This window comes from Bordetella genomosp. 5 (assembly GCF_002261475.1).
Lineage (GTDB): Bacteria > Pseudomonadota > Gammaproteobacteria > Burkholderiales > Burkholderiaceae_B > Bordetella.
In genome coordinates, this window is sequence record NZ_NEVN01000013.1 from 317,973 (window position 1) to 338,111 (window position 20,139).

Below are 20,139 nucleotides of genomic sequence, written 5' to 3' on the forward strand. Positions count from 1 at the left end.
GCTCTCCGCGCACTTCCCAGACGGCAAGTCCATGGTCACCCTGTTCATCGGCAACAAGAATTACTCCTCCTGGTCCCTGCGCGCCTGGCTGGCCCTGCGCGCGGGGGGCGTGCCCTTCGAAGAACGCAAGCTCGGTCTCTTCACCGAGGCCTTCACCGAGCAGCTCGGCCGCGTCACGCCCGCCGGCCTCGTGCCGGTGCTGCTCGACGGCGACTTCGCGGTGTGGGATTCCCTCGCGATCTGCGAATACGCCGCCGAACGCCATCCCGATCTCGGTCTATGGCCGGCGGAGGCGCGCGCACGCGCCCGCGCACGTTCGGTGTCGGCGCAGATGCACAGCGGCTTCACGCAGCTGCGCTCCGTGATGCCGATGAATATCGAAGCGCATCTGCCGCACGTCGACGTCAGCGCGGCCGCCAAAGACATCGCGCGGGTGCAGGACATCTGGCAGGCCACGCGCGCGGAGTTCGGCGCGGGCGGCGATTTCCTGTTTGGCCGGTTCAGCATCGCCGATGCTTTCTACGCCCCCGTCGTGTCGCGCTTCACCACCTACGGCGTGCCCGCCGAGGGCGCGGCGCGCGACTACATGGACGCCGTGCTGGCGCTGCCCGCCATGCGCGAATGGACCGAAGCGGCGCTTGCCGAACAGACCTTCGTGGCGGCGGACGAGCCCTATCGCACGCAGCGCTGACACCCGCAGGCGGCGGCTTTAATACCGACTCGCTGGTCGTTATAACTGGACTAGGGGGTCGCCAGGGTCGTGCAAGTGACTTGGGGTAAATTCGCGGTAGGGCGCCCCCCCCGCCCGGCTTCCCTCACCTCGCTTCCCCTATGGACGCCACCTGTGAACTCCGCATCGCCAGCGCCCTCTACGAGGGCGTGGCCGATACGCAGCAATGGCAACGCGCGCTACGCATGGCGGCACGCGCGGTCGACACCGACCGTTGCGCGCTGCTTGCCCGCAACCGCGCCACGGACCAGGTCCGGGTGATCGAAACGACCGGTCTGCAGGAAGAGCTGCTGGCCGAGTACGAAGCCCACTATCACCGCATCGACGAGGTCCTGCCGAGCGTCGATCGGCTGCCCAGCGGCAACTGCCTGCTCGATCAGCGCGACATCGGCCTCGCCGCCATGCGCCGCTCGCCCTTTTATCAGGATTTCCTGCGTCGCCACGGCATCGGCTCGCTGATGGTCACGCGCACGCTGCACACCGACGACACGGAGTGGAGCATGTCGTTCCAGCGCGGTCCCGACGACGGCTTCTTCGAACCCGAGCACGAACAGACGCTGTTGCGCATGTTGCCGCACTTCCAGCGCGCCCTGAAGTTGCGCGTGCAACTAGGCGAGCTGGAGCAGCGCGCCCGGCTCGGCCGCGCGGCGCTCGACATGTTCGGTACGCCCTTGTTGCTGTGTTCGCCGGGCGGGCGTGTGCTGCTCGCCAACGAATCCGGAGAAGAGTGGTTCCGCCGTGCCGGCCCGCAGATGGTGAACCTGCCCGCTTGGCGCCGCCTGCTCGTGCGCGCCACCGCGCCCGCGCCGCACGCGCTCGCCGACGCGCACCGCCTGCCCGACGGCACCCTGCTGGTCTCGCTGCCGGCGCCTCCATCATGCCGCGAAGCCGCCGGACGCGACGAGCCGCTCGCCCTGATACTCGTGCACGCTCACCTCACACCGCGGCCCGTGCCGCACGGCGTGTTGCGCGAGCTGTTTCGTCTGAGCGCGGCCGAATGCCGCCTGCTGGATTGTCTGGTGCATGGCGCGACGCTGCCGCAGGCATCGCAGCAGCTGGGCATCGCGCTCGAAACCGCGCGTACGCAGAGCAAGGCCATCCTGCAGAAGACCGGCGCGCAGCGCCAGGGCGGCCTGTTGCGCATGATGAGCGTGTTGCAGAGCCCCACGCCGCACTGATCGCCTCACGCGGAGAAAAGCGAGCACGCCGGCGGCGCTGCGCAAAAAAAGAACCGCCGATTCTGATGCGACGGGAGCCCCGAGTGCCGCATCACAATGGGCGGTTAAGCACGGCGAATGTGCACCCACGATGCTAGGGGCGGCCAGGGCCATGCGCATCACCCCTTTGGGTGAAAATCGGCCCGACCTAGGGTAGTCCCCGGGGTGCTCCCAAGCCCGCGGCCCGCGGGCTCACGCCATGTCGAAGAGACGGCGATGCTCGCGGATCGCGTAGCGATCCGTCATGCCGGCGATGTAGTCGGCAATGGCGCGCGCCTGCGCGACCTCGGTCTCGCGCCGGTAGTCCGGCGGCAGCAGGCGCGGATCCCCCAGAAACACCTCGAACAGCTCGCGCACGATGCGGCGCGCCTTGCGGGTCATGCGCATGACCTGATAGTGGCGGTACAGATTGTCGAACAGGAATTTCTTGAGCTGATCGGCCTCGCGCCGCACCTCGGCCGAGAAGCCGGCCAGCGGACCGGCCATGCGCGCCTCATCGGCGGTGGCGGGGCCCGCCTGGTGGATGCGAGCCAGCGAATGCGCCGTCAGGTCGATGATCAGCGTGTTGATCATGCGGCGGATGGTCTCGGCGGTGGCACGCCGCGTGGGCAGGCGCGGATACTGCGCCAGCACGGCTTCGTAATGCCGCGCGAAGATGCCGACCTCGAGCAGTTGCTCGACCGTGATCAGGCCCGATCGTAGCCCATCGTCGATGTCGTGATTGTTGTACGCGATCTCGTCGGCCAGGTTGGCCAGCTGCGCTTCGAGCGAGGGCTGGGTGCGATCGAGAAAACGCGCCCCCACGTCGCCTAACTGGCGCGCATGCGCAACCGAACAGTGTTTGAGAATGCCCTCGCGCGTCTCGAAGCAGAGGTTCAGGCCATTGAACTCGGCGTAGCGCTCTTCGAGCTCGTCGACCACGCGCAGGCTTTGCAGGTTGTGCTCGAAGCCGCCGGCCTCGGGCACGAGCTCGCGCATGCAGGCATTGAGTTCGTCCTGGCCGGCGTGGCCGAACGGCGTATGGCCCAGATCGTGCGCCAGCGCGATGGCTTCGGTCAGGTCTTCGGACAGGCGCAGGCTGCGCGCCAGTGTGCGGGCGATCTGCGCCACCTCGAGGCTGTGCGTGAGACGCGTGCGGAACAGATCGCCCTCGTGATTGACGAAGACCTGCGTCTTGTACTCGAGCCGGCGAAAGGCGCTGGCGTGCACGATGCGATCGCGATCGCGCTGGAATTCGCTGCGGTTTTCGGGCGCCGGCTCGGGGTGCCGGCGGCCACGGCTGCGGGCGGGGTCGGATGCATAAGAAGCCAGATCATTCATCGCACTCACCACCGTCCCGCCCTCGCTCATCGAATCGTACGTTCCAGTACCGCTGCCACCGCGTTGGCCGGCGCGCCGCGGGTGACGGCCTCGCCGATACGCGGCAGCAACACGAATTTGATTTCACCGCCTTCGGTTTTCTTGTCGACCTGCATGAAGGCGATCCAGCGCTCCAGGCCCAGGTCGGGCGCCACCACCGGGCAACCGATCGCCTGCACCAGGGCACGCACGCGCGCCACATCGGCCGCCGGAAAACCGCAGACCTCGGCCGACAGCTCGGCCGCCTGCACCATGCCGCAACCGACGGCTTCACCGTGCAGCCACTCACCATACCCCAGACCGGATTCGATCGCATGACCGAAGGTGTGACCCAGGTTCAGAATGGCACGCAGGCCCGACTCGCGCTCGTCCTTGCCCACGACCTGCGCCTTGAGTTCGCACGAGCGCCGGATCGCATGCGCGATCGCCGCGGGCTCGAGCGCTCGCAGCGCGGCCGCATTCTGCTCGCACCACGCCCAGAACGGCGCATCGAGGATCAGACCGTACTTGATGACCTCGGCCAGGCCGGCGGACACCTCGCGCGCGGGCAGCGTGGCCAGCACATCGGTGTCGATCTCCACCGCCACCGGCTGGTAGAACGCGCCGATCATGTTCTTGCCCAGCGGATGATTCACCGCCGTCTTGCCACCGACCGACGAATCCACCTGCGCGAGCAAGGTGGTGGGCACCTGCACGAAGCGCACGCCGCGCATGTACACCGCGGCCGCGAAGCCCGTCATGTCGCCGATCACGCCGCCGCCCAGCGCCACCAGCACGGCGCGGCGGTCCAGGCGATGCTCGAGCATCGCGTCGAAGATCAGATTGAGCGTCTGCCAGTCTTTGTGGGCCTCGCCGTCGGGCAACTCGATGCGCAGCACCTTGCGGCCGGTGCGCGCGAGCGCGGCTTCGGCGCGTGCGCCGTACAGCGCCCCCACGGTGGGGTTGGTGACGATGGCAATGGTGGTGGCATCGGACGGAATGGCCTCATCGAGGCGGTCCAGGCGGCCCGGCGCGATGCGGATCGGATACTGGCCGCCCGGGGTATCGACGTCTACTACGTTCATTTTTGCTTCTCGTACGCCTGCAACTTGGGCAGGATGGATTTGACCAGCGTCGCGATCGGGGCCGAACCCGTCTCGATGACGATGTCCGCGACTTCGACATACAGCGGCTCGCGCTTGACCATCAGGTCGCGCAGCGTGCCGCGCGGATCGGCGGTGGCGAGCAAGGGGCGATTGCGATCGCGGCAGGTGCGGCGATACAGCTCATCGACGCTCGCGCGCAGATAGAGCACGATGCCACGGGCCTTCAGCGCGGCGCGATTGTCGTCGGCCAGCACGGCGCCGCCGCCGGTGGCGAGAATAATCCCGCGCCGTTGGGTACACTCTTGCAGAGCAGCAGCCTCGCGCCGCCGGAAGCCTGTTTCGCCTTCGATCTCGAAAATCACCGGCACGCGCACACCACAGCGCGCTTCCAGTTCATGGTCCAGATCGACGAATTCACGTCCCAGCGCGCGTGCGAGGCCGCGGCCTATGGTGGTTTTGCCCGCACCCATCATTCCCACCAGGAAGATAGGCAGATCGTGCGGCAGGCGCAGCGTGGGCTCGACGCACTCGGGCGGGCACGCACTCGGCGCCGCTTCCGGGCAATCGTCGGGCAGCGGCTCGGGATCGGGCCCGGCGCAGGCGTTGGCGGAGAGATTCATGACGGCATTATCCCATCGCCGCCAGTTGCCCGCTTACCACACCGATTTATTTTGTTACAGAAACCGGACAGCCCGCGCCAGGACTGACCGGAGATCACCGTAAAATCGCCGCGATGAGCAAGCGTCCCAATACGTCCAAAGCAGAACAGCCCGCCCCCAGCGGGTCCCCGTTGTTGCGGTTTTTCGTCAAGGCCGGCATTTTCTGTGCCGGGCTCGCACTATGCGGAGCGTTGCTCGCCGGCATGGCGCTGGCATTGGCCTGGCCCAACCTGCCCGATCTGCACGCCATGACCGACTATCGGCCTCGTGTGCCGCTGCGCGTGTACACGGCCGACAAGGTCCTGATCGGCGAGTTCGGTGAAGAGCGCCGCAACGTGCTGCGCTTCAACGAGATCCCCGATGTCATGAAGTCGGCCGTGCTCGCGGCCGAAGACGACCGCTTCTATCAGCACGGCGGCATCGACTGGATGGGCGTGGCGCGCGCGGGCCTGACCAACCTGGTCAACATGTCCAAGACGCAGGGCGCCAGCACGATCACCATGCAGGTGGCGCGCAACTTCTATCTGTCGTCCGAGAAGACCTACTCGCGCAAGTTCTACGAGCTGCTGCTCACGTTCAAGATCGAGTCCGAGCTGTCGAAAGACCAGATCCTCGAGCTCTACATGAACCAGATTTATCTGGGTCATCGCGCCTATGGTTTCGCGGCCGCCTCGCGGGCCTATTTCGGCAAGCCGCTGTCGCAGGTCACGCCCGCCGAAGCCGCGATGCTGGCCGGCATTCCGAAGGCCCCGTCGCGCTTCAATCCGATCTCGAATCGCCCGCGCGCCGAGCTGCGCCAGCGCTACGTGCTCGGCCGCATGCTGTCGCTGGGCTACCTGACCGAGCCCGAGTACAAAGAAGCGATGGCGCAGCCCATCGTGATGAAGTCGGCCGAAGGCACGCCCGCCGGCGGCTACGCGATTCATGGCGAATACGTGGCCGAACTCGCGCGCCAGCTGCTCTACGGCGTCTACCAGGACAACCTGTACTCGCGCGGCATCAATATCTACACCACGGTCACCTCAAAGGATCAGGAGGCCGCCTACCGCGCCGTGCGCGAAGGCGTGCTCGAGTACACCCGCCGTGCGCCTTACCCGGGCCCCGAAGACCAGCTCGACATGCCCCCCGGCGTCGAAGACAACCCGCAGGCGCTCGACGACTTCCTCGACGGCGTCTTCGACAAATACTCGGACAGCGCCGATCTGCTGACCGCGCTGGTGCTCTCGGCCAGCCCCACCGAGGTCAAGGTGGCGCGCAGTTCGCGCGAGATCATCACCATCACCGACAAAAAGGCGCTGGGCGTGATCGCCCGCTCGCTCAACGACAAGGCCAAGCCCGAACAGCGGCTCAAGCGCGGTTCCGTCGTGTACATCCACAAGTACAACGACAACTGGGAAGTGATCAACATGCCGTCGGTGCAGGCCGCCTTCGTGGCGCTCGCCCCGCAGGATGGTTCGATCCGCGCCCTGGTCGGCGGCTTCGATTTCTATCGCGGCAACTTCAACCGCGTGACGCAGGCCTGGCGCCAGCCGGGCTCGAGCATCAAGCCTTTCATCTACGCCGCCTCGCTCGAGCGCGGCCTGACGCCGGGCACGCAGATCTCCGATCAGCCGTTCGAGCTCTCGGCCGCGCAGACCGGTTCCAAGGCCTGGCACCCCAAGAACTACGGCAACCAGTACGAGCCCATGCTGACCATGCGTCAGGGTCTCTACAAGTCGAAGAACATGGTCTCGATCCGCATCCTCGAGGCCATCGGCCCGCAGTATGCGCAGGAGTACCTGACCCGTTTCGGCTTCGACAAGGCGCGTCAGCCGGCCGTGTTGCCGCTGGCCCTGGGCGCGGGCTCCGTGACGCCGCTGCAGCTGGCCGGCGCCTTCTCGGTGTTCGCCAACGGCGGCTATCGCATCACGCCCTACCTCATCGACCGCGTGACCGACAGCTCGGGCAAGGTGCTGATGCAGGCTCGTCCGGTCGTGGCCGGCGACTCGGCCGCCCGCGCCATCGACCCGCGCACGGCCTGGGTCGCCGACGACATGCTGCGTGGCGTGGCCACCAGCGGTACGGCCGCGCGTGCCCGCGTCATGCTCAAGCGCAACGACCTGGCCGGCAAGACCGGCACGACCAACGAATCGGTCGATGCCTGGTTCTCGGGCTATACGCCGGCCCTGGTGGCCACGGCATGGCTGGGCTTCGACCAGCCGCGTTCGCTGGGCTCGCGTGAGACCGGCGGTGGCGTCGCCATGCCGATCTGGGTGGATTTCATGCAGGAAGCGCTCAAGGGCGTGCCCGAAGAAAAGCAGCGTCCGCGTCCCGAGGGCCTGATGGCCGAGGGCGGCGACTACTTCTTCTCGGAATTCCCGCCCGGACAGGCCGTGGCCCGCCTCGGTCTGCCGCAGCCGGGCGACGCGCTGGGTGACTTCCTCAACGGCCTGAGCGGCAATCCGGAAAACGCCATCCGGGTCGCCCCTGGCGTGGGCAGCACCACGCAGCAGCCCTGGAGCCAGAACATTCCGTTCTAGTCCGCGCCGCGGGGGAATCCCTCGCCGCACGGCAGACACGGCCCCGCCACGACGGGGCCGTGTCGTGTTTTACAGCTTGACGGTCACCGGCACGCCGGCGGCAGCAGAACAGATCTGCGACAGCGCATCGGAGAGGTCGGGCCCGCCGCGCGTGTCGTTCCAGTGTTGGCCGTTGTAGCGGTAATGAAAACCGCCGGTACGCGCCGCGACCCAGATCTCCTGCATCGCTGCCTGGCTGTTGACGACGACGTGGGTGCCGTCCTCGAAAACGAGCGTCAGCACGTTGCCGCTACGGGTTGCCTCGACATCGACGTCGAGGGATGCGGCCCAGTCGTCGGCCTGGCTCTCGATCGAGTCCAGGACCTGGTCCACCAAGGCAAGAAATTCGGTTTCGGTCATAATCTAACCTGCAATGATTACGGAGTTCCCAGTGTTCCACATGGCACGAAGCCGCATGGCTCTTCGCATTGTAGCGACGCTCGCCGCGGCAGGCCTGATGGCCGCTTGCGGCTTCAAGGGTCCACTCTACATGCCCGCGCCCGACGGCTCCAAGCCGCAGACGCAAAATCGCAATCAGGGCACCAATCCCATCCCGCAAACGCCGCAGACCCCCGGCGCCCAGCCCATCCCCGTACCCCAGCCGTCAGCCACCCCATGAACGCCCGTCAGACCGCCCAGCCCGAACTCGCTGGACACCCGCACTTCCACTATGTCGACGGCGTGCTGCATGCCGAAGGCGTGCCGCTTTCCGATCTGGCCGATGCCCTCGGCACCCCGCTCTACGTCTATTCCCGCGCCGCGTTGCACGCCGCCTGGAACACGTACCGCGACGCCATCGGCGAGCGCCCGGTCCTGGTCTGCTACGGCATGAAAGCCAACTCCAACCTCGCGGTGCTCAAGGAGTTCGCCCGTCTGGGCGCGGGCTTCGACATCGTGTCCGGCGGCGAACTCAAGCGGGTGCTGGCCGTGGGCGGCGATCCCGCCAAGATCGTGTTCTCCGGCGTGGGCAAGCAAGCCTGGGAAATGCACGAGGCCCTGATGGCCGGCGTGAAGTGCTTCAATGTCGAGTCGACCGCCGAGCTGGCCCGTCTGTCCGACGTCGCCCAGGCGTGCGGCCGCACGGCGCGCGTCTCGTTGCGCGTGAATCCCGACGTCGACGCCCAGACGCACCCCTACATCTCCACCGGCCTCAAAGAAAACAAGTTCGGTATCGCGATCGATGAAGCGCTCGAGGCCTACCAGACCGCGGCCTCGCTGCCCGGCCTGCAGATCGTCGGCGTCGACTGCCACATCGGCTCGCAGCTCACCGACATCAGCCCCTACTTCGACGCCCTCGAAAAGCTGCTCGATCTGATCGACCGGCTCGCCGACGCGGGCATCCGCATCGAGCACCTGGATCTGGGCGGTGGCCTGGGCATCCGCTACACCGACGAAGTTCCGCCGTCGCCGCGTGCCCTGCTCGACCGCGTCTTCGATCGCCTGCAGGCGCGTGGCCTGGGCCATCTGCATCTGATGCTCGAGCCCGGCCGCTCGCTGGTCGGCAACGCCGGCGTGCTGCTCACCACGGTGCAGTTCCTCAAGCACAACGACGCACGCAATTTCGCGATCGTCGACGCCGCCATGAACGACCTGCTGCGCCCCACGCTGTATCAGGCCTATCACGGCGTGCGCGCCGTGGTGCCGCGCGGTGGCGCGGGCCAGGTCTACGACGTGGTCGGCCCGGTCTGCGAAAGCGGCGACTGGCTCGCCAAGGAGCGTCTGCTCGACATCCAGCAGGACGACGTGCTGGCCGTCGAATCGGCCGGCGCCTACGGCATGGTGATGGCGGGCAACTACAACACGCGCCCCCGCGCCGCCGAGGTCATGGTCGATGGCACGCAGTATCACGTGGTGCGCCAGCGCGAGACCTTCGACGATCTGCTGCGCGGCGAGTCCACGCTGCCGTGATGCCGCGCGCTGCCGGCTCACCGGCATGCCCGTCTCACGACAAAGCCCTGTGCGATGCACAGGGCTTTTTTCTTGTCTCGCCGCCTGCGGCGCAAGACGCACCGCGCCTCAGCGCCGCCGCGCCAATTCCCGCAGCCGTCCGGCGATGCCCGTGGGAAAGTAATACACCGACAGCACAAAGAGAATGCCGAGCCACAGCAGCCAGCGGTCCGGCTCGAACAGCAAAGCCAGGGGCGCCACGCTGCCCACCGCCTCGTGGATCACATGCAGGCCGTCCTGCAGATAGCTCTGCGCGAACACGAACAGGCTGGCGCCGATCACCGCGCCGTACATCGTGCCCATGCCGCCGATCACCACCATCAGCAGAATGTTGAGCATGATCTCGAACGACAGCGAGGTGTCGGGGCCGTTATAGCGCAGCCACAGCGCGTACAGCGCGCCCGCCAGGGTCGCGAACGTGGCGGCCAGCAGGTTCGACAGGCTGCGGTACAGCACCGTGCGGTAACCGATGGCTTCCGCACGGAACGGGTTCTCGCGGATCGCCTGCAGCACGCGGCCGAACGGCGAATTGACGATGCGCAGCAGCATCAGGAACAACACCACGCACACCGCGGCGATCAGGTAGTAGGTGATGATGCGCCCGTCGATCGTCACGCCGAACACGGGCTCGGACAGCGGCCGGAAGGCCGGACGCAGGACCTGCGGCACCTTGAAATTCAGTCCGTCCTCGCCGCCGGTCAGGTCGGACAGTTGCGACACCAGCGTCTGGAACGCGGCGGCGACCGCCAGCGTGATCATGGCGTAGAAGATGGCGCGCACGCGCAGGCTGGCCAGGCCGATGACGAGCGCGAACACCAGCGACACGAGCAGTCCGGCGGCCGTGCCGGCCAGCACGGCCAGCCAGCCCGCCTCCATGCGCACGCTCGCGATCGCCACGCCATAGGCGCCGATGCCGAAAAACATGGTGTGCGCGAAGCTCACGATGCCGGTGTAGCCCAGCAGCAGGTCGTAGCTCGCGACCAGGATCACGAACACCAGAATCTTCGCCGCCACGGCGAGCGACTTGGGCCCCGGAAACAGAAACGGCGCGGCGGCGAGCGCGACGACGATGGCGATCAGCATGACGGCGAGCACGGTGCTGCGCGGCGGATCGCCAGAGAGCAGGCGGAAGGACATGAGCGCGACTCCTAGCGATTCGTGACCGGGTACACACCCTGCGGACGCCACAGCAGGATCGCGACCATCAGCGCGATGTTCGAGAACAGCGCGGCCTTGGGCATCAGAAAGCCGGTGTAGTTGGCCATCAGCCCGACCAGCAGCGCGCCGATCAGGCAGCCCACGGTGGAACCCAGCCCGCCGATCATGATGACGATGAAGATCAGCACGTTCACCTGCGCCCCCAGCTGCGGCACGATGGACTGTTGATAGAGGCCCCACAGCACGCCACCCAGACCGGCCAGCATCGAGCCCGCCACGAACACGCCGACAAACAGATGGCGGATGCGGTAGCCCAGGCTTTCGACCATTTCACGGTCCTCGACACCCGCGCGGATCAACAGGCCGAGCTTGGTGCGGTTGAGCAGCCACAGCATCCCGCCCAGCACCGCGAGCCCGACGATCAACGCGACGATGCGGAATTTCTCGATCGCCGCATCGCCGAACAACAGCGCCCCGCGCAGCGCCTGCGGCAAGGGCAGCGACAGCGTCTGCGGCCCCCACAGCATCTTGATGATCTCTTCGCCGATGATCATGCCGCCCATCGTGATCAGAATCTGCTTCAGATGCTGGCCGTAGACCGGCCGCACGATCACGCGCTCGAAGGCCACGCCTACCGCGCCCGCCACCAGCATGCCGACGAGCATGGCCGGCAATACCGCGGCCAGGTTCATCCACAGGCTGCCGGATTGGGTCCAGTCGGACATCGAGCCGAGCACGGTGGCGGCCATGTAGGCACCGATCGCGATGAACAGGCCGTGGCCGAAGTTCAGCACGTCCATCAGGCCGAACACCAGCGTCATGCCGGAGGCCACGATGAAGATGATCATGCCCATCGCCAGGCCGGCGAAGGTGAGCGTCACCCAGGTCGAAAATGAGCCGACCAGCGGCAGCGCGATGGCGGCGAGCGCCAGCACCAGCAGCACCGGCAGCAGGTCGGCGCGCGTCCGAGGCAGCGGTGTATCGATATCGGCGGTACTCATTGGTGGACTCCCAGCGATAGCCCCAGCAGGCGCGTCTGCAGCGCCTCGTCGTGTGCGAGCGCCGACATGTCGCCTGTGTGCACGACCTTGCCGTTGTCCATGATGGCGACGTGGTCCCCCACCTGGCGCGCGAAATTGAAGTTCTGTTCGACCAGCACAATGGTGGTGGCGGCCTGCTTGAGTTCGAGGAACGCGTCGATCATGTTCTGGATGATGGCCGGCGCCAGTCCCTTGCTGGGTTCATCGACCAGCAGCAGCCGGCGCGGCTCGATGATGGCGCGTGCCACGGCCAGCATCTGCTTCTGGCCACCCGAGAGCTTGCCGGCGGGATACAGCCAGAATTTTTTGAGTGCGGGAAAAAAGCCGAAGATCCACTCCAGCCGCGCGGTATCGAGCTGCGCGGCGCTGCGCGCCTGACGCGCGGCGAGCAGGATGTTCTCCTTCACCGTGAGGTCGGCGAAGATGCCCATGTTCTCCGGCACGTAAGCGATGCCCATGCGCGCCATGTCGGGCGGCGACGCGCGCACACCGGGTCCGCCGATCGCGGTACCGTCGAAACCGATATGCCCCTGCGCGGCCTTCCACAGCCCCATGATCGTGCGCAGCGTGGTGGTCTTGCCGGCGCCATTGCGGCCCAGCAGCATGGTGACGCCGCCGGCAGGCACGGCCAGATCCACGCCATGCAGGATGTGATACGCGCCGATGTGCGTGTGCACGTCGCGCAGCTCGAGCAAGGCGGGCGTGCTCATGGGGTTTTCTCCGGCAGGCTGGCGCCGAGATAGGCCTGCTGCACGATCGGCGAAGCGATCACCTCGGCGGGCTCGCCGTCGGCCACGAGTTCGCCGTTGTGCAGGACCACGATGCGGTCCGCCAGTTCGCGCACCACATCCATCTTGTGCTCCACCAGCAGAATGGTCTTGGTCGAATCCGTCTTGATTTCGCGGATCAGGTCCAGCACCACGGGCACGTCGTCCACGCTCATGCCGGCGGTGGGCTCGTCGAACATGAAGACCTGCGGCTCCAGTGCGATCAGCATGGCGATTTCGAGCTTGCGCTGATCGCCATGCGGCAGATCGGCGGCGGCCTGATCGCGCCGCGCCGTGAGGCGCGTGCGCGCGAGCAGCGCATCGGCGCGCTCCAGCAGGCCGCGGTCATCGTCCCAGGTGCGCCAAAAGCGGATCTGGCGCCAGCCCATGCCCTGCTGGCGCGACTGCAGCGCCAGCCGCACGTTCTCGCGCACCGACAGGCGCGGGAACAACTGCGTGAGCTGGAAGGCGCGGCCGAGGCCGGCATGCATGCGCGCCGGCGCCGACAGGCGCGTCAGGTCGCGGTCATTCAGATGCACCGATCCGGCGGTGGCGCGCAACTGCCCCGAGACCAGATTGAAGTACGTGGTCTTGCCCGCGCCATTGGGCCCGACGATGGCCGTCAGGCTGCCTGGCGCGAAGCGGCAGCTCACCGCGTTGACGGCCACGTGGCCGCCGAAGCGGACCGAGAGCGAACGGGTTTCCAGCATGAGGAGCGTCGCTCAGCGCTTGTTCTGGATCGGCACCGCCATCTGATCCGGCGTGATTTCCTTCACCAGATCCTGCACCGCCCACGGCACCGAAGCATCGTTCTTGATGCGGAAGTGATACATCGACTGCATCGCCTGGTGGTCTTCCGGACGGAACGTCATCTTGCCCTTGGGCGTGTCGAAGCTCATGCCCGCCATCGTCTTGATGAGCGTGTCGGTGTCGCTCTTGCCGGCGCTCTTGTTCAGCGCGGTCGCGATCGCGATCCCCGCGGACATGCCGCCCGCCGTGAAGAAGTCGGGCGGCTGGCCAAAGCGCTTCTGGTGTTCGGCCACCAGCCAGTCGTTGATCGGATTCTTGGGAATGCCGTAGTAGTAATAGGTGGCGCCTTCCATGCCGGCCAGCGATTTGAGCGGCGTCATCGCGGCCAGCGTGTTGCCGCCGGTGGCGATTTCGATGCCGAAGCGCTTGGGGTCGAGGTCGGCGATCTTGAACGGATTACCGGCGCCGGCCCACAGGATGAAGATGATCTTGCGGCCCGGTTTGTCCTTGAGCGCATCGAACAGGCGCTGCGCACCGGCGGTGAAATCGGTGGCGTTGGCCGGCAGGTATTCCTCGTGCACGATCTTCGCCTGCTTGAGCGCGCCCTTGAACGCCTTCACGCCGTCGCGGCCGAACGCGTAGTCCTGCGCCAGCATGGCGATGGAGGTGTTCGGCTGATCGAAGGCCACGGCGTTGGCGATGGCGTCCTGCGAAGAGTTGCGGCCGGTGCGGAAGATGTATTTGTTCCATTTCTCGCCGGTGATGGAGTCGGCCACGGCGGGCTCCACCAGCAGGATCTTCTCGTACTCCTCGGCGATGGGCAGCATCGCGAGCGCCACGCCCGACGACGTCGGGCCCACCGCGATGTCGGCGTTGTCGTCGGCATAGGCCGATGCCAACTGCGCGCGGGCGACATCGGGCTTGCCCTGGGTGTCCTTCTCGATCACACGGATCTTGCGGCCGGCCACGGTCATGGTGCCTTGCGTGGCGTACTCCAGGCCCAGCACCAGCCCATTCTGGGTCTGCTTGGCGTAGGCCTCCAGCGGCCCGGTCTTGTCGTACACGTGCGCCACCACAAAGTCCTTGGCGGCGGCGGCCGGGACCGCGGCCGAACTCAGGCACAGGCCGCTCAGCGCGGCGAGCAGGATGCGTTTCATGGGTGTCTCCTTGTTCCTAGTAGGCCCCGGCGGCTGCGTCGGCGACCGGAGTGGCAAGAAAGTGGCGGATGGCGTCGATCTGCGGCGCGACATTGAGCGCGGGCGCGTGACCGCAATCGGGAAAATCGATGCGCTGCGCGCGCGGGCCACGGCGTGTCATGGCATCGGCCACCTCGGGCAACAGCAGGTCGGAATCGGCGCCGCGCAGCAGCAGCACGGGCATGCGCAGCGTGTCGTACTCGTCCCAACGCTCGTAGTCCGCAGGGTGATGCCGGAACTGGCCCACGATGGCCGGGTCGTAGTGCGCCGTGACACGGCCGTCGGGCAGGCGCCGCACCGAGGTCTCGGTCATGCGCCGCCACTGCGCATCGCTCAGCCAGCCGTAGGGCTTGTACGCCGCGCGCAGCCAGGTTTCGAGCTCGGTCACGGTGTCGAAGGCCGGCGGGCTGCCCGCATAGGCCAGGATGCGTTCGATCGCGGGCTGCGGCAGCGTCGGGCCGATGTCGTTGACCACCAGATGCGTGATGCGGTCTTTCAGCGTGGTGGCCGCGGCGTACATGCCCGTCGCGCCGCCCATCGAGGTACCCACCCAGCGCAGGCGCCCAAGGCCCAGGCCGTCGGCCAGCGCGCGCGCCAGTCGCGCATAGAAATCGAGCCGGTATTCGGCCACCGGCTCGGGGCTCCATTGCGACAGGCCGCGGCCGATCGTGTCCGGGCAGATGATGCGGTAGTCGTCGGCCAGCGCGTCCGCGAGTTCGTCGAAATCGCGGCCGGTGCGGGCCAGACCGTGCCACATGACGAGGGCCGGCGCGTCCGGCCGCCCCCACTCGGTGTAATGCAGCTCGCGGCCCTCGCAGCGCAGATAGCGCGAAGCCGGTGTGTGGCGAGCGGCCTGTGCGGGCGCGTGAGCCATGCGTCTCCTCCCGGGTTGCCCAGGTTGTGTGCTTGTCGCGCTGACTATAGACTTGCCCGAAGCGCGGCCACAATGCGCCAGACCGCCCCCGGCAGGGTGAGTCAAGAATATGTAGACGCTGGGTCATGCGCTCCCCGCCGACCCCGCGAACCAGGAGACCGGGCCATGCCCGACACGGAATTCGCCACGTCGGCGGTCGCTGGCGCGCAGCGTTACGAGCAGTGGCGCGCGGCCCTCGCGGAGGCTTTCGGCCCCTTCGAAGTACACCAGGGTCAGGCGGACCAATTCGCCGGCCACGTGCGCTACGTGCGGCGCGCCAGCCTGCAGTTCAACGACCTGCACTACCAGGGACAGCGGCTCGAGCGCACCGCCGGCAACGTCTCGCGCCTCGACCAGGAGTTCTATACCTTCGGCCTGCCGCTGGCCGGGCCGCTCGCCGTCAAGCAGCGCGGCCGCGAATTCGAGGTCGAGCCGGGCTGTGTCTATCTGATGAACCAGAGCCTGCCGTACCAAGCCACCGCGCTCGGCGCCGATGGCTATCGCAGCCTCAGCGTGTCGTTTCCGCGCAGCGCGCTGTCGCAGCGCGATTCGCGCATCGAGCCCTTTTACAAGCTGCGTGTCGACGACGGCTCACCGCGCGGGGCGATGCTGGCCAGTTACATGGATCATCTGTTCAAGGGGCTCGACGGCTGGTCACCGGCCGAGGCGGGCGAGCTGGGCGAACGCCTGATCGATCTGATCGTGCTGTTCCTGGTTCAGCCGGGCCAGGGTCATACCTCCGAGGCCGACAGCAGCGTCACCCTCGCGCACCGTCAGCGCGCCATGGCCTACATCCGCCAGCACCTCGCCGACCCGTCCTTGTCGCCGCAGCGCGTGGCGCAGGGCTGCGGCCTGTCGGTCGCCTATCTGCACCGCATCTTTCAAGCGGGCGACCTGTCCGTCGAAAGCTTCGTCTTCGACCAGCGGCTCGAGCGCTGCCGCGACCTGCTGCTGAATCCGGCGCACCGCCATCGTGGCATCGCCGAGCTGGCGTATCAGGCGGGATTCGCCCATCCCTCGCATTTCAGCCGTTTGTTCAAGCGCCGGTTCGGGCTGTCACCGCGCGAGTGGCGCGCCGGACAGCCATGACAAAGGCCCGCTCGCGCGGGCCTTGTCGTTAGGGTGCCTCAATCCGGCGCTGCCGGGGCGGCACTGCGTGGGCGGCGCGGCTGCGGCTGCGGCTGCGGCGCGCGGCGAGCGGCGCGCGGCCAGCGCCGGGCCGGTTGCGATCAGAGCTCGCCGTACGAATGCAGCCCCGACAGGAACATGTTCACGCCCAGGAAGGCGAAGCCCGTGATGAGCAGGCCCACCAGCGCCCAATAGGCCGCCATCGAGCCGCGCAGGCCCTTGATGAGGCGCATGTGCAGCCACGCGGCGTAGTTGAGCCAGACGATGAGCGCCCAGGTTTCCTTGGGGTCCCATTGCCAATAGGCGCCCCACGCATCGGCCGCCCACAACGCACCCAGCACCGTGGCCACCGTGAAAAACGCGAAGCCGATCGCGATGGCGCGATACATGATGTCGTCGAGCACCTCGAGCGACGGCAGGGCCTGCGCGATGCGGCGCCGCGCGAGCAGAATGCTGCCCACGATCACCACGCCGATCCCGCCGTAGATCATCCAGGTGGCCGACAGTCCATCGGTGCGGAACACCATGGGCTCGGCGCACAGCAGCACGCCCAGCACGAACAGCGGCGCCAGTTTCTTCCAGGAGGTGGTTTCGCCGTGCTGCTTCACGAGATAGGCGAAGCCCACCATCGCCGCCAGCGAGAACGTGCCATAACCGATGAAGTTGGCCGGCACGTGCAGCTTCATCCACCAGCTCTTGAGCGCCGGCACCAGCGGCTGGATCTGCCCGGCGTCACGGGTGAACGAATACCAGAGCAGAAACACGATGGACGACGAGATCACCAGCAGCACGAAGCCGCCCAGCGCCCGCGTCGAATACTTGCGTTCGTAGTAGAGATAGAAGAGCGCGGTGATCAGCGCAAATAGGACGAACACCTCGTACAGATTACTGACCGGGATGTGGCCCAGGTCCGGTCCCATCAGGTGTCCCTCGCGCCAGCGCACGAGCAGGCCCGTGGTGCCGGCAAAGACCGCCCCCCAGCTGAGCGCCGTGCCGAGCCAGGCCGCCGTCGGGCTCAGGATGCCCGCCCAATAACAGACCGTGGCGAGCATGAAGAGCGCGCACATCCACAGAATGGCCGACTGCGACGAGAACAGATACTTGAGGAAGAACACCTGCTCGGCGCGCGCCAGATCGTTTTGATAGAGCAGCAGCGCCAGCCCCACCGACAGCGCGCACGCCACCATCAGGCGGCGCAGCGGACGCCAGAGCCAGCCCAGCCAGGCCAGCGACGGCACCGTGCCGCACAGGATGATCTTCTCGTAGTAGTCCATCGCATAGCCGAAGCGCGCGAGGGCAAAGCCCGCCCCCGCGGCCAGCAGGATGAAGAACACCAGATCGGTCCAGTCGGGACGGCCGCGCTGCGCACGGTTATCGCCGGTCTGGGAAAAGGATTCGCTCCAATCGGCATCGGGCAGCGGCGGGCGTGTGGTCGTGTTCATGGCTGATCTCAAGACCGGCCCAGGCGCTGCATGGCCTGACGGAACCGGTCGAATTCCTGATTGAAGTCCAGTGTACGCTTCTGCGACGTCATGGCCGCCTGCACGTCGGTGCCCTGGCCATCGCGCGCGGGCGTGAGCCAGACCCAGATACGGCGGTCACGGATGTAGAACATCGAGAACACGCCGATGATGAGCAGCAGGCTGCCGAGATACACCGCGCTCTTGCCGGGCGTGCGGCTCACCTGGAAGCCGCTCGCCTGGATGTGCTTGAAGTCGCTGAGGGTGAACAGCACCGGGGCGGGATAAAGCGTCAAATCGGACAAGGCCCCCATCGCCACCTGTTGCCAGCGTCCCACCTGCTCGGCCTGCGGACCCGACTCGGGCAGCGGCGGCATGCCGTTGCGCTCGCGCATGATCGCGCGCACGTCGTACATCGTGCTGCCCAGCAGCCGCAGCACCACGGCCGCCGCGCGCTCGGTGTCGGCGGGATCGGTGCCCTGCTGCAGCAGATCGGCGAGCGCGCGCAATCCGCCACGCGCATAGGTGTCCAGGCCGCGTTGCGCCGCGGCTTCGAGCGACTGGCGATCCGCCCCGGCGGGCAGATTGCGCTCCACGAAACGCCGCACGGCTTCGGCCCGCACCGCGGGATCGGCCAGCGCGGCGCGCAGGCGCAGGAACTCGGTCGGCGAACCGTCGTCGTCGACCGGAATGCGCAGATAACCGAAGTTCTGGGAGGGGTTATCGCGCACCCCGGCCAGCAGCACCGGCACCTCGTTCAACTCGATGGGAAGCATGTAGACGCGGTAATCGCGGGCCTGGCCCGCGTCGTCCACGAGCTGGTACTCGACCGTCGGACCGACGTTGCGCAGACGTTCGTTTTTCTTGCCGGCGGCGCTGCCCGTCACGGCGGCCAGATGCTCGGAGAAGTCCTGTTTGACCGCGTCCTGCGGCCTGCCGTCGGTGATGTCCTCGACGTTGATCGGACGCAGATCGGTCACACGCAGCTTCATGCTCTGCGTGGTCTGGCCGTTGGCCTGCGCGTTGATGTCGTTGGTTTCGTCGACGGTGCCGTTGACCGTGAACGGCGCGGCCTGCGCACCCTGCAGCGGATAGCCGGTCAGCGTGACCTTGCTGCCGCCGTCGCCCATATTGCTCTGATAGACGGTCACGCCCTTGTAGCGCAACGGTTCGTTCACCTCGATCACGGACTCGAACGACTTGCCGGTATCGGGATCGGTGACTTCGACATGGCTGGCGAACCGGCTCGGCATACCGGTGGAGTAATACTCGACGTCGAACTTGTTGAGCTTGAGCGTGAAGGGCAAGGGCTGCACCAGCACGCCGTCGCCGATCATGACGAGCGCCGTATTGCGCTCGGACCCCTCGGGCACCAGCACGTTGGCGCGGAAGCTCGGATTGCCCATCGGCAGGCGGCCGCTTTGCGGCACGTCGGCGATCAGCATGTTGTCGACGATGGGCTTCTTGTCGGCGAACAGCAGCTGCAGGCGTACCGGCAATTCACTGTCGAGCAGCCCGCCGATACAGATCACCACCATCGCGGCGTGCGCACAGATATAGCCCAGGCGATTGGCGCTGCCCTTTTTGGCGGCCAGCAGCACGCCGTCGCCATCACGGCGCTCGCGCACCGCATAGCCCTGGCCGCGCAACAGGGTGCGTATCGCGCCCTCGGTGCCCGGCAGATCGAGCGTCGCGCGCGTATCGACCCGGTGCGGGAACGCGCGCAGGCTGGAGGCGCGCACATGCTCGCGGAACGAGCGCGCATCCTTGAGCATCTTGGGCGCGTTGCGGATCAGGCAGACGGAGGTCGACACGACCAGAAAGCCCATGATCAGCAGGAACCACCAGCTGTTGTACACGTGCCAGATCGAAAACTTGTCGAACACATCGAACCAGAAAGGTCCGAACTGATCGATGTAGTTGCTCGCCGGACGGCCCTGGGGCAGGACCGTACCGACCACGCTGGCCACACAGATGAACATCAGCAGGCTGACGGCGAAGCGCATCGAGCCCAGGAGCTCGAAGACATCACGCGGGAGGCTGCGCAGGCGGGAGAGGGAGTGTGTCGAGGTTTGATTCATGAAAAAAGAGGGGCTGCGTGTGCGCGCCCCTCACATAGACAGCCAGACCCCGGCGGGGTTCCGGGCGGATCCAGGCGTGGGCCGCGAGCGG

Annotated in this window: 18 protein-coding genes; 6 read left to right on the forward strand and 12 right to left on the reverse strand. The window is 66.9% G+C overall.

Going from position 1 to position 20,139, the window contains the following annotated elements:
• Positions 1-31: 31 nt before the first annotated feature.
• The gene (locus tag CEK29_RS22395; RefSeq protein WP_094859382.1) at positions 32-691 is read left to right on the forward strand and encodes a glutathione S-transferase family protein; all 660 of its coding nucleotides are present in this window, start codon (positions 32-34) and stop codon (positions 689-691) included.
• Between the two features lie 140 nt (positions 692-831).
• Entirely contained in the window at positions 832-1,908 is a 1,077-nt protein-coding gene (locus CEK29_RS22400; RefSeq protein WP_094859383.1) for a helix-turn-helix transcriptional regulator, read from the forward strand.
• A 231-nt stretch (positions 1,909-2,139) separates the two neighbouring features.
• Here CEK29_RS22400 and CEK29_RS22405 read toward each other — a convergent pair whose 3' ends face one another.
• The 3 genes from CEK29_RS22405 to CEK29_RS22415 are packed head-to-tail and all read right to left on the reverse strand — an operon-like array spanning position 2,140 to position 5,011.
• Positions 2,140-3,297 (reverse strand): deoxyguanosinetriphosphate triphosphohydrolase, encoded by a 1,158-nt coding sequence (locus CEK29_RS22405; protein WP_094798000.1) that lies wholly within the window; start codon positions 3,295-3,297, stop codon positions 2,140-2,142.
• Positions 3,294-4,370 carry a 3-dehydroquinate synthase gene (aroB, locus tag CEK29_RS22410; protein WP_094859384.1) on the reverse strand — a complete coding sequence of 359 codons (1,077 nt, stop codon included), beginning with the start codon at positions 4,368-4,370 and terminating at the stop codon, positions 3,294-3,296. The genes CEK29_RS22405 and aroB overlap by 4 nt, the downstream gene beginning before the upstream one ends.
• Entirely contained in the window at positions 4,367-5,011 is a 645-nt protein-coding gene (locus CEK29_RS22415; protein ID WP_094798002.1) for a shikimate kinase, read from the reverse strand. The genes aroB and CEK29_RS22415 overlap by 4 nt, the downstream gene beginning before the upstream one ends.
• A 113-nt stretch (positions 5,012-5,124) precedes the next feature.
• Here CEK29_RS22415 and CEK29_RS22420 point away from each other — a divergent pair, with 113 nt between their 5' ends.
• Positions 5,125-7,569, forward strand: coding sequence for a penicillin-binding protein 1A (locus CEK29_RS22420; RefSeq protein WP_094798003.1), 2,445 nt, complete (start codon positions 5,125-5,127; stop codon positions 7,567-7,569).
• 69 nt (positions 7,570-7,638) lie between these two features.
• Here CEK29_RS22420 and cyaY read toward each other — a convergent pair whose 3' ends face one another.
• Complete coding sequence (gene cyaY, locus CEK29_RS22425) at positions 7,639-7,968, reverse strand: iron donor protein CyaY (protein ID WP_094798004.1); 330 nt, start codon at positions 7,966-7,968, stop codon at positions 7,639-7,641.
• Between the two features lie 55 nt (positions 7,969-8,023).
• Here cyaY and lptM point away from each other — a divergent pair, with 55 nt between their 5' ends.
• A complete protein-coding gene (gene lptM / locus CEK29_RS22430) occupies positions 8,024-8,227 on the forward strand; it encodes an LPS translocon maturation chaperone LptM (RefSeq protein WP_249278902.1) in 204 nt (67 codons plus the stop codon).
• On the forward strand, positions 8,224-9,516 hold the full coding sequence (gene lysA, locus CEK29_RS22435; protein ID WP_094798697.1) for a diaminopimelate decarboxylase: 1,293 nt from the start codon (positions 8,224-8,226) through the stop codon (positions 9,514-9,516). Before lptM ends, lysA begins: the two co-directional genes overlap by 4 nt.
• A gap of 108 nt (positions 9,517-9,624) precedes the next feature.
• On the opposite strand, the gene CEK29_RS22440 is transcribed toward lysA, so the two are convergent.
• The 6 genes from CEK29_RS22440 to CEK29_RS22465 are packed head-to-tail and all read right to left on the reverse strand — an operon-like array spanning position 9,625 to position 15,340.
• Positions 9,625-10,692, reverse strand: a complete 1,068-nt coding sequence (locus CEK29_RS22440; RefSeq protein ID WP_094859385.1) for a branched-chain amino acid ABC transporter permease — start codon at positions 10,690-10,692, stop codon at positions 9,625-9,627.
• 11 nt (positions 10,693-10,703) lie between these two features.
• Positions 10,704-11,714, reverse strand: a complete 1,011-nt coding sequence (locus CEK29_RS22445) for a branched-chain amino acid ABC transporter permease (RefSeq protein WP_094859386.1) — start codon at positions 11,712-11,714, stop codon at positions 10,704-10,706.
• Positions 11,711-12,463 (reverse strand): ABC transporter ATP-binding protein, encoded by a 753-nt coding sequence (locus CEK29_RS22450; RefSeq protein ID WP_094798007.1) that lies wholly within the window; start codon positions 12,461-12,463, stop codon positions 11,711-11,713. The genes CEK29_RS22445 and CEK29_RS22450 overlap by 4 nt, the downstream gene beginning before the upstream one ends.
• A complete protein-coding gene (locus tag CEK29_RS22455) occupies positions 12,460-13,230 on the reverse strand; it encodes an ABC transporter ATP-binding protein (protein ID WP_094798008.1) in 771 nt (256 codons plus the stop codon). Before CEK29_RS22455 ends, CEK29_RS22450 begins: the two co-directional genes overlap by 4 nt.
• Positions 13,231-13,242: 12 nt before the next feature.
• A complete protein-coding gene (locus CEK29_RS22460; protein WP_094798009.1) occupies positions 13,243-14,427 on the reverse strand; it encodes a substrate-binding domain-containing protein in 1,185 nt (394 codons plus the stop codon).
• Between the two features lie 16 nt (positions 14,428-14,443).
• The gene (locus tag CEK29_RS22465; protein ID WP_094798010.1) at positions 14,444-15,340 is read right to left on the reverse strand and encodes an alpha/beta fold hydrolase; all 897 of its coding nucleotides are present in this window, start codon (positions 15,338-15,340) and stop codon (positions 14,444-14,446) included.
• Between the two features lie 165 nt (positions 15,341-15,505).
• Here CEK29_RS22465 and CEK29_RS22470 point away from each other — a divergent pair, with 165 nt between their 5' ends.
• Positions 15,506-16,468, forward strand: a complete 963-nt coding sequence (locus CEK29_RS22470; RefSeq protein WP_094859387.1) for a helix-turn-helix domain-containing protein — start codon at positions 15,506-15,508, stop codon at positions 16,466-16,468.
• A gap of 140 nt (positions 16,469-16,608) precedes the next feature.
• On the opposite strand, the gene ccsB is transcribed toward CEK29_RS22470, so the two are convergent.
• Together ccsB and CEK29_RS22480 are read right to left on the reverse strand one after the other, a co-directional pair.
• Entirely contained in the window at positions 16,609-17,949 is a 1,341-nt protein-coding gene (gene ccsB, locus CEK29_RS22475; RefSeq protein WP_094798012.1) for a c-type cytochrome biogenesis protein CcsB, read from the reverse strand.
• A gap of 8 nt (positions 17,950-17,957) precedes the next feature.
• Positions 17,958-20,048 (reverse strand): cytochrome c biogenesis protein ResB, encoded by a 2,091-nt coding sequence (locus CEK29_RS22480; RefSeq protein WP_094859388.1) that lies wholly within the window; start codon positions 20,046-20,048, stop codon positions 17,958-17,960.
• Positions 20,049-20,139: the final 91 nt, after the last annotated feature.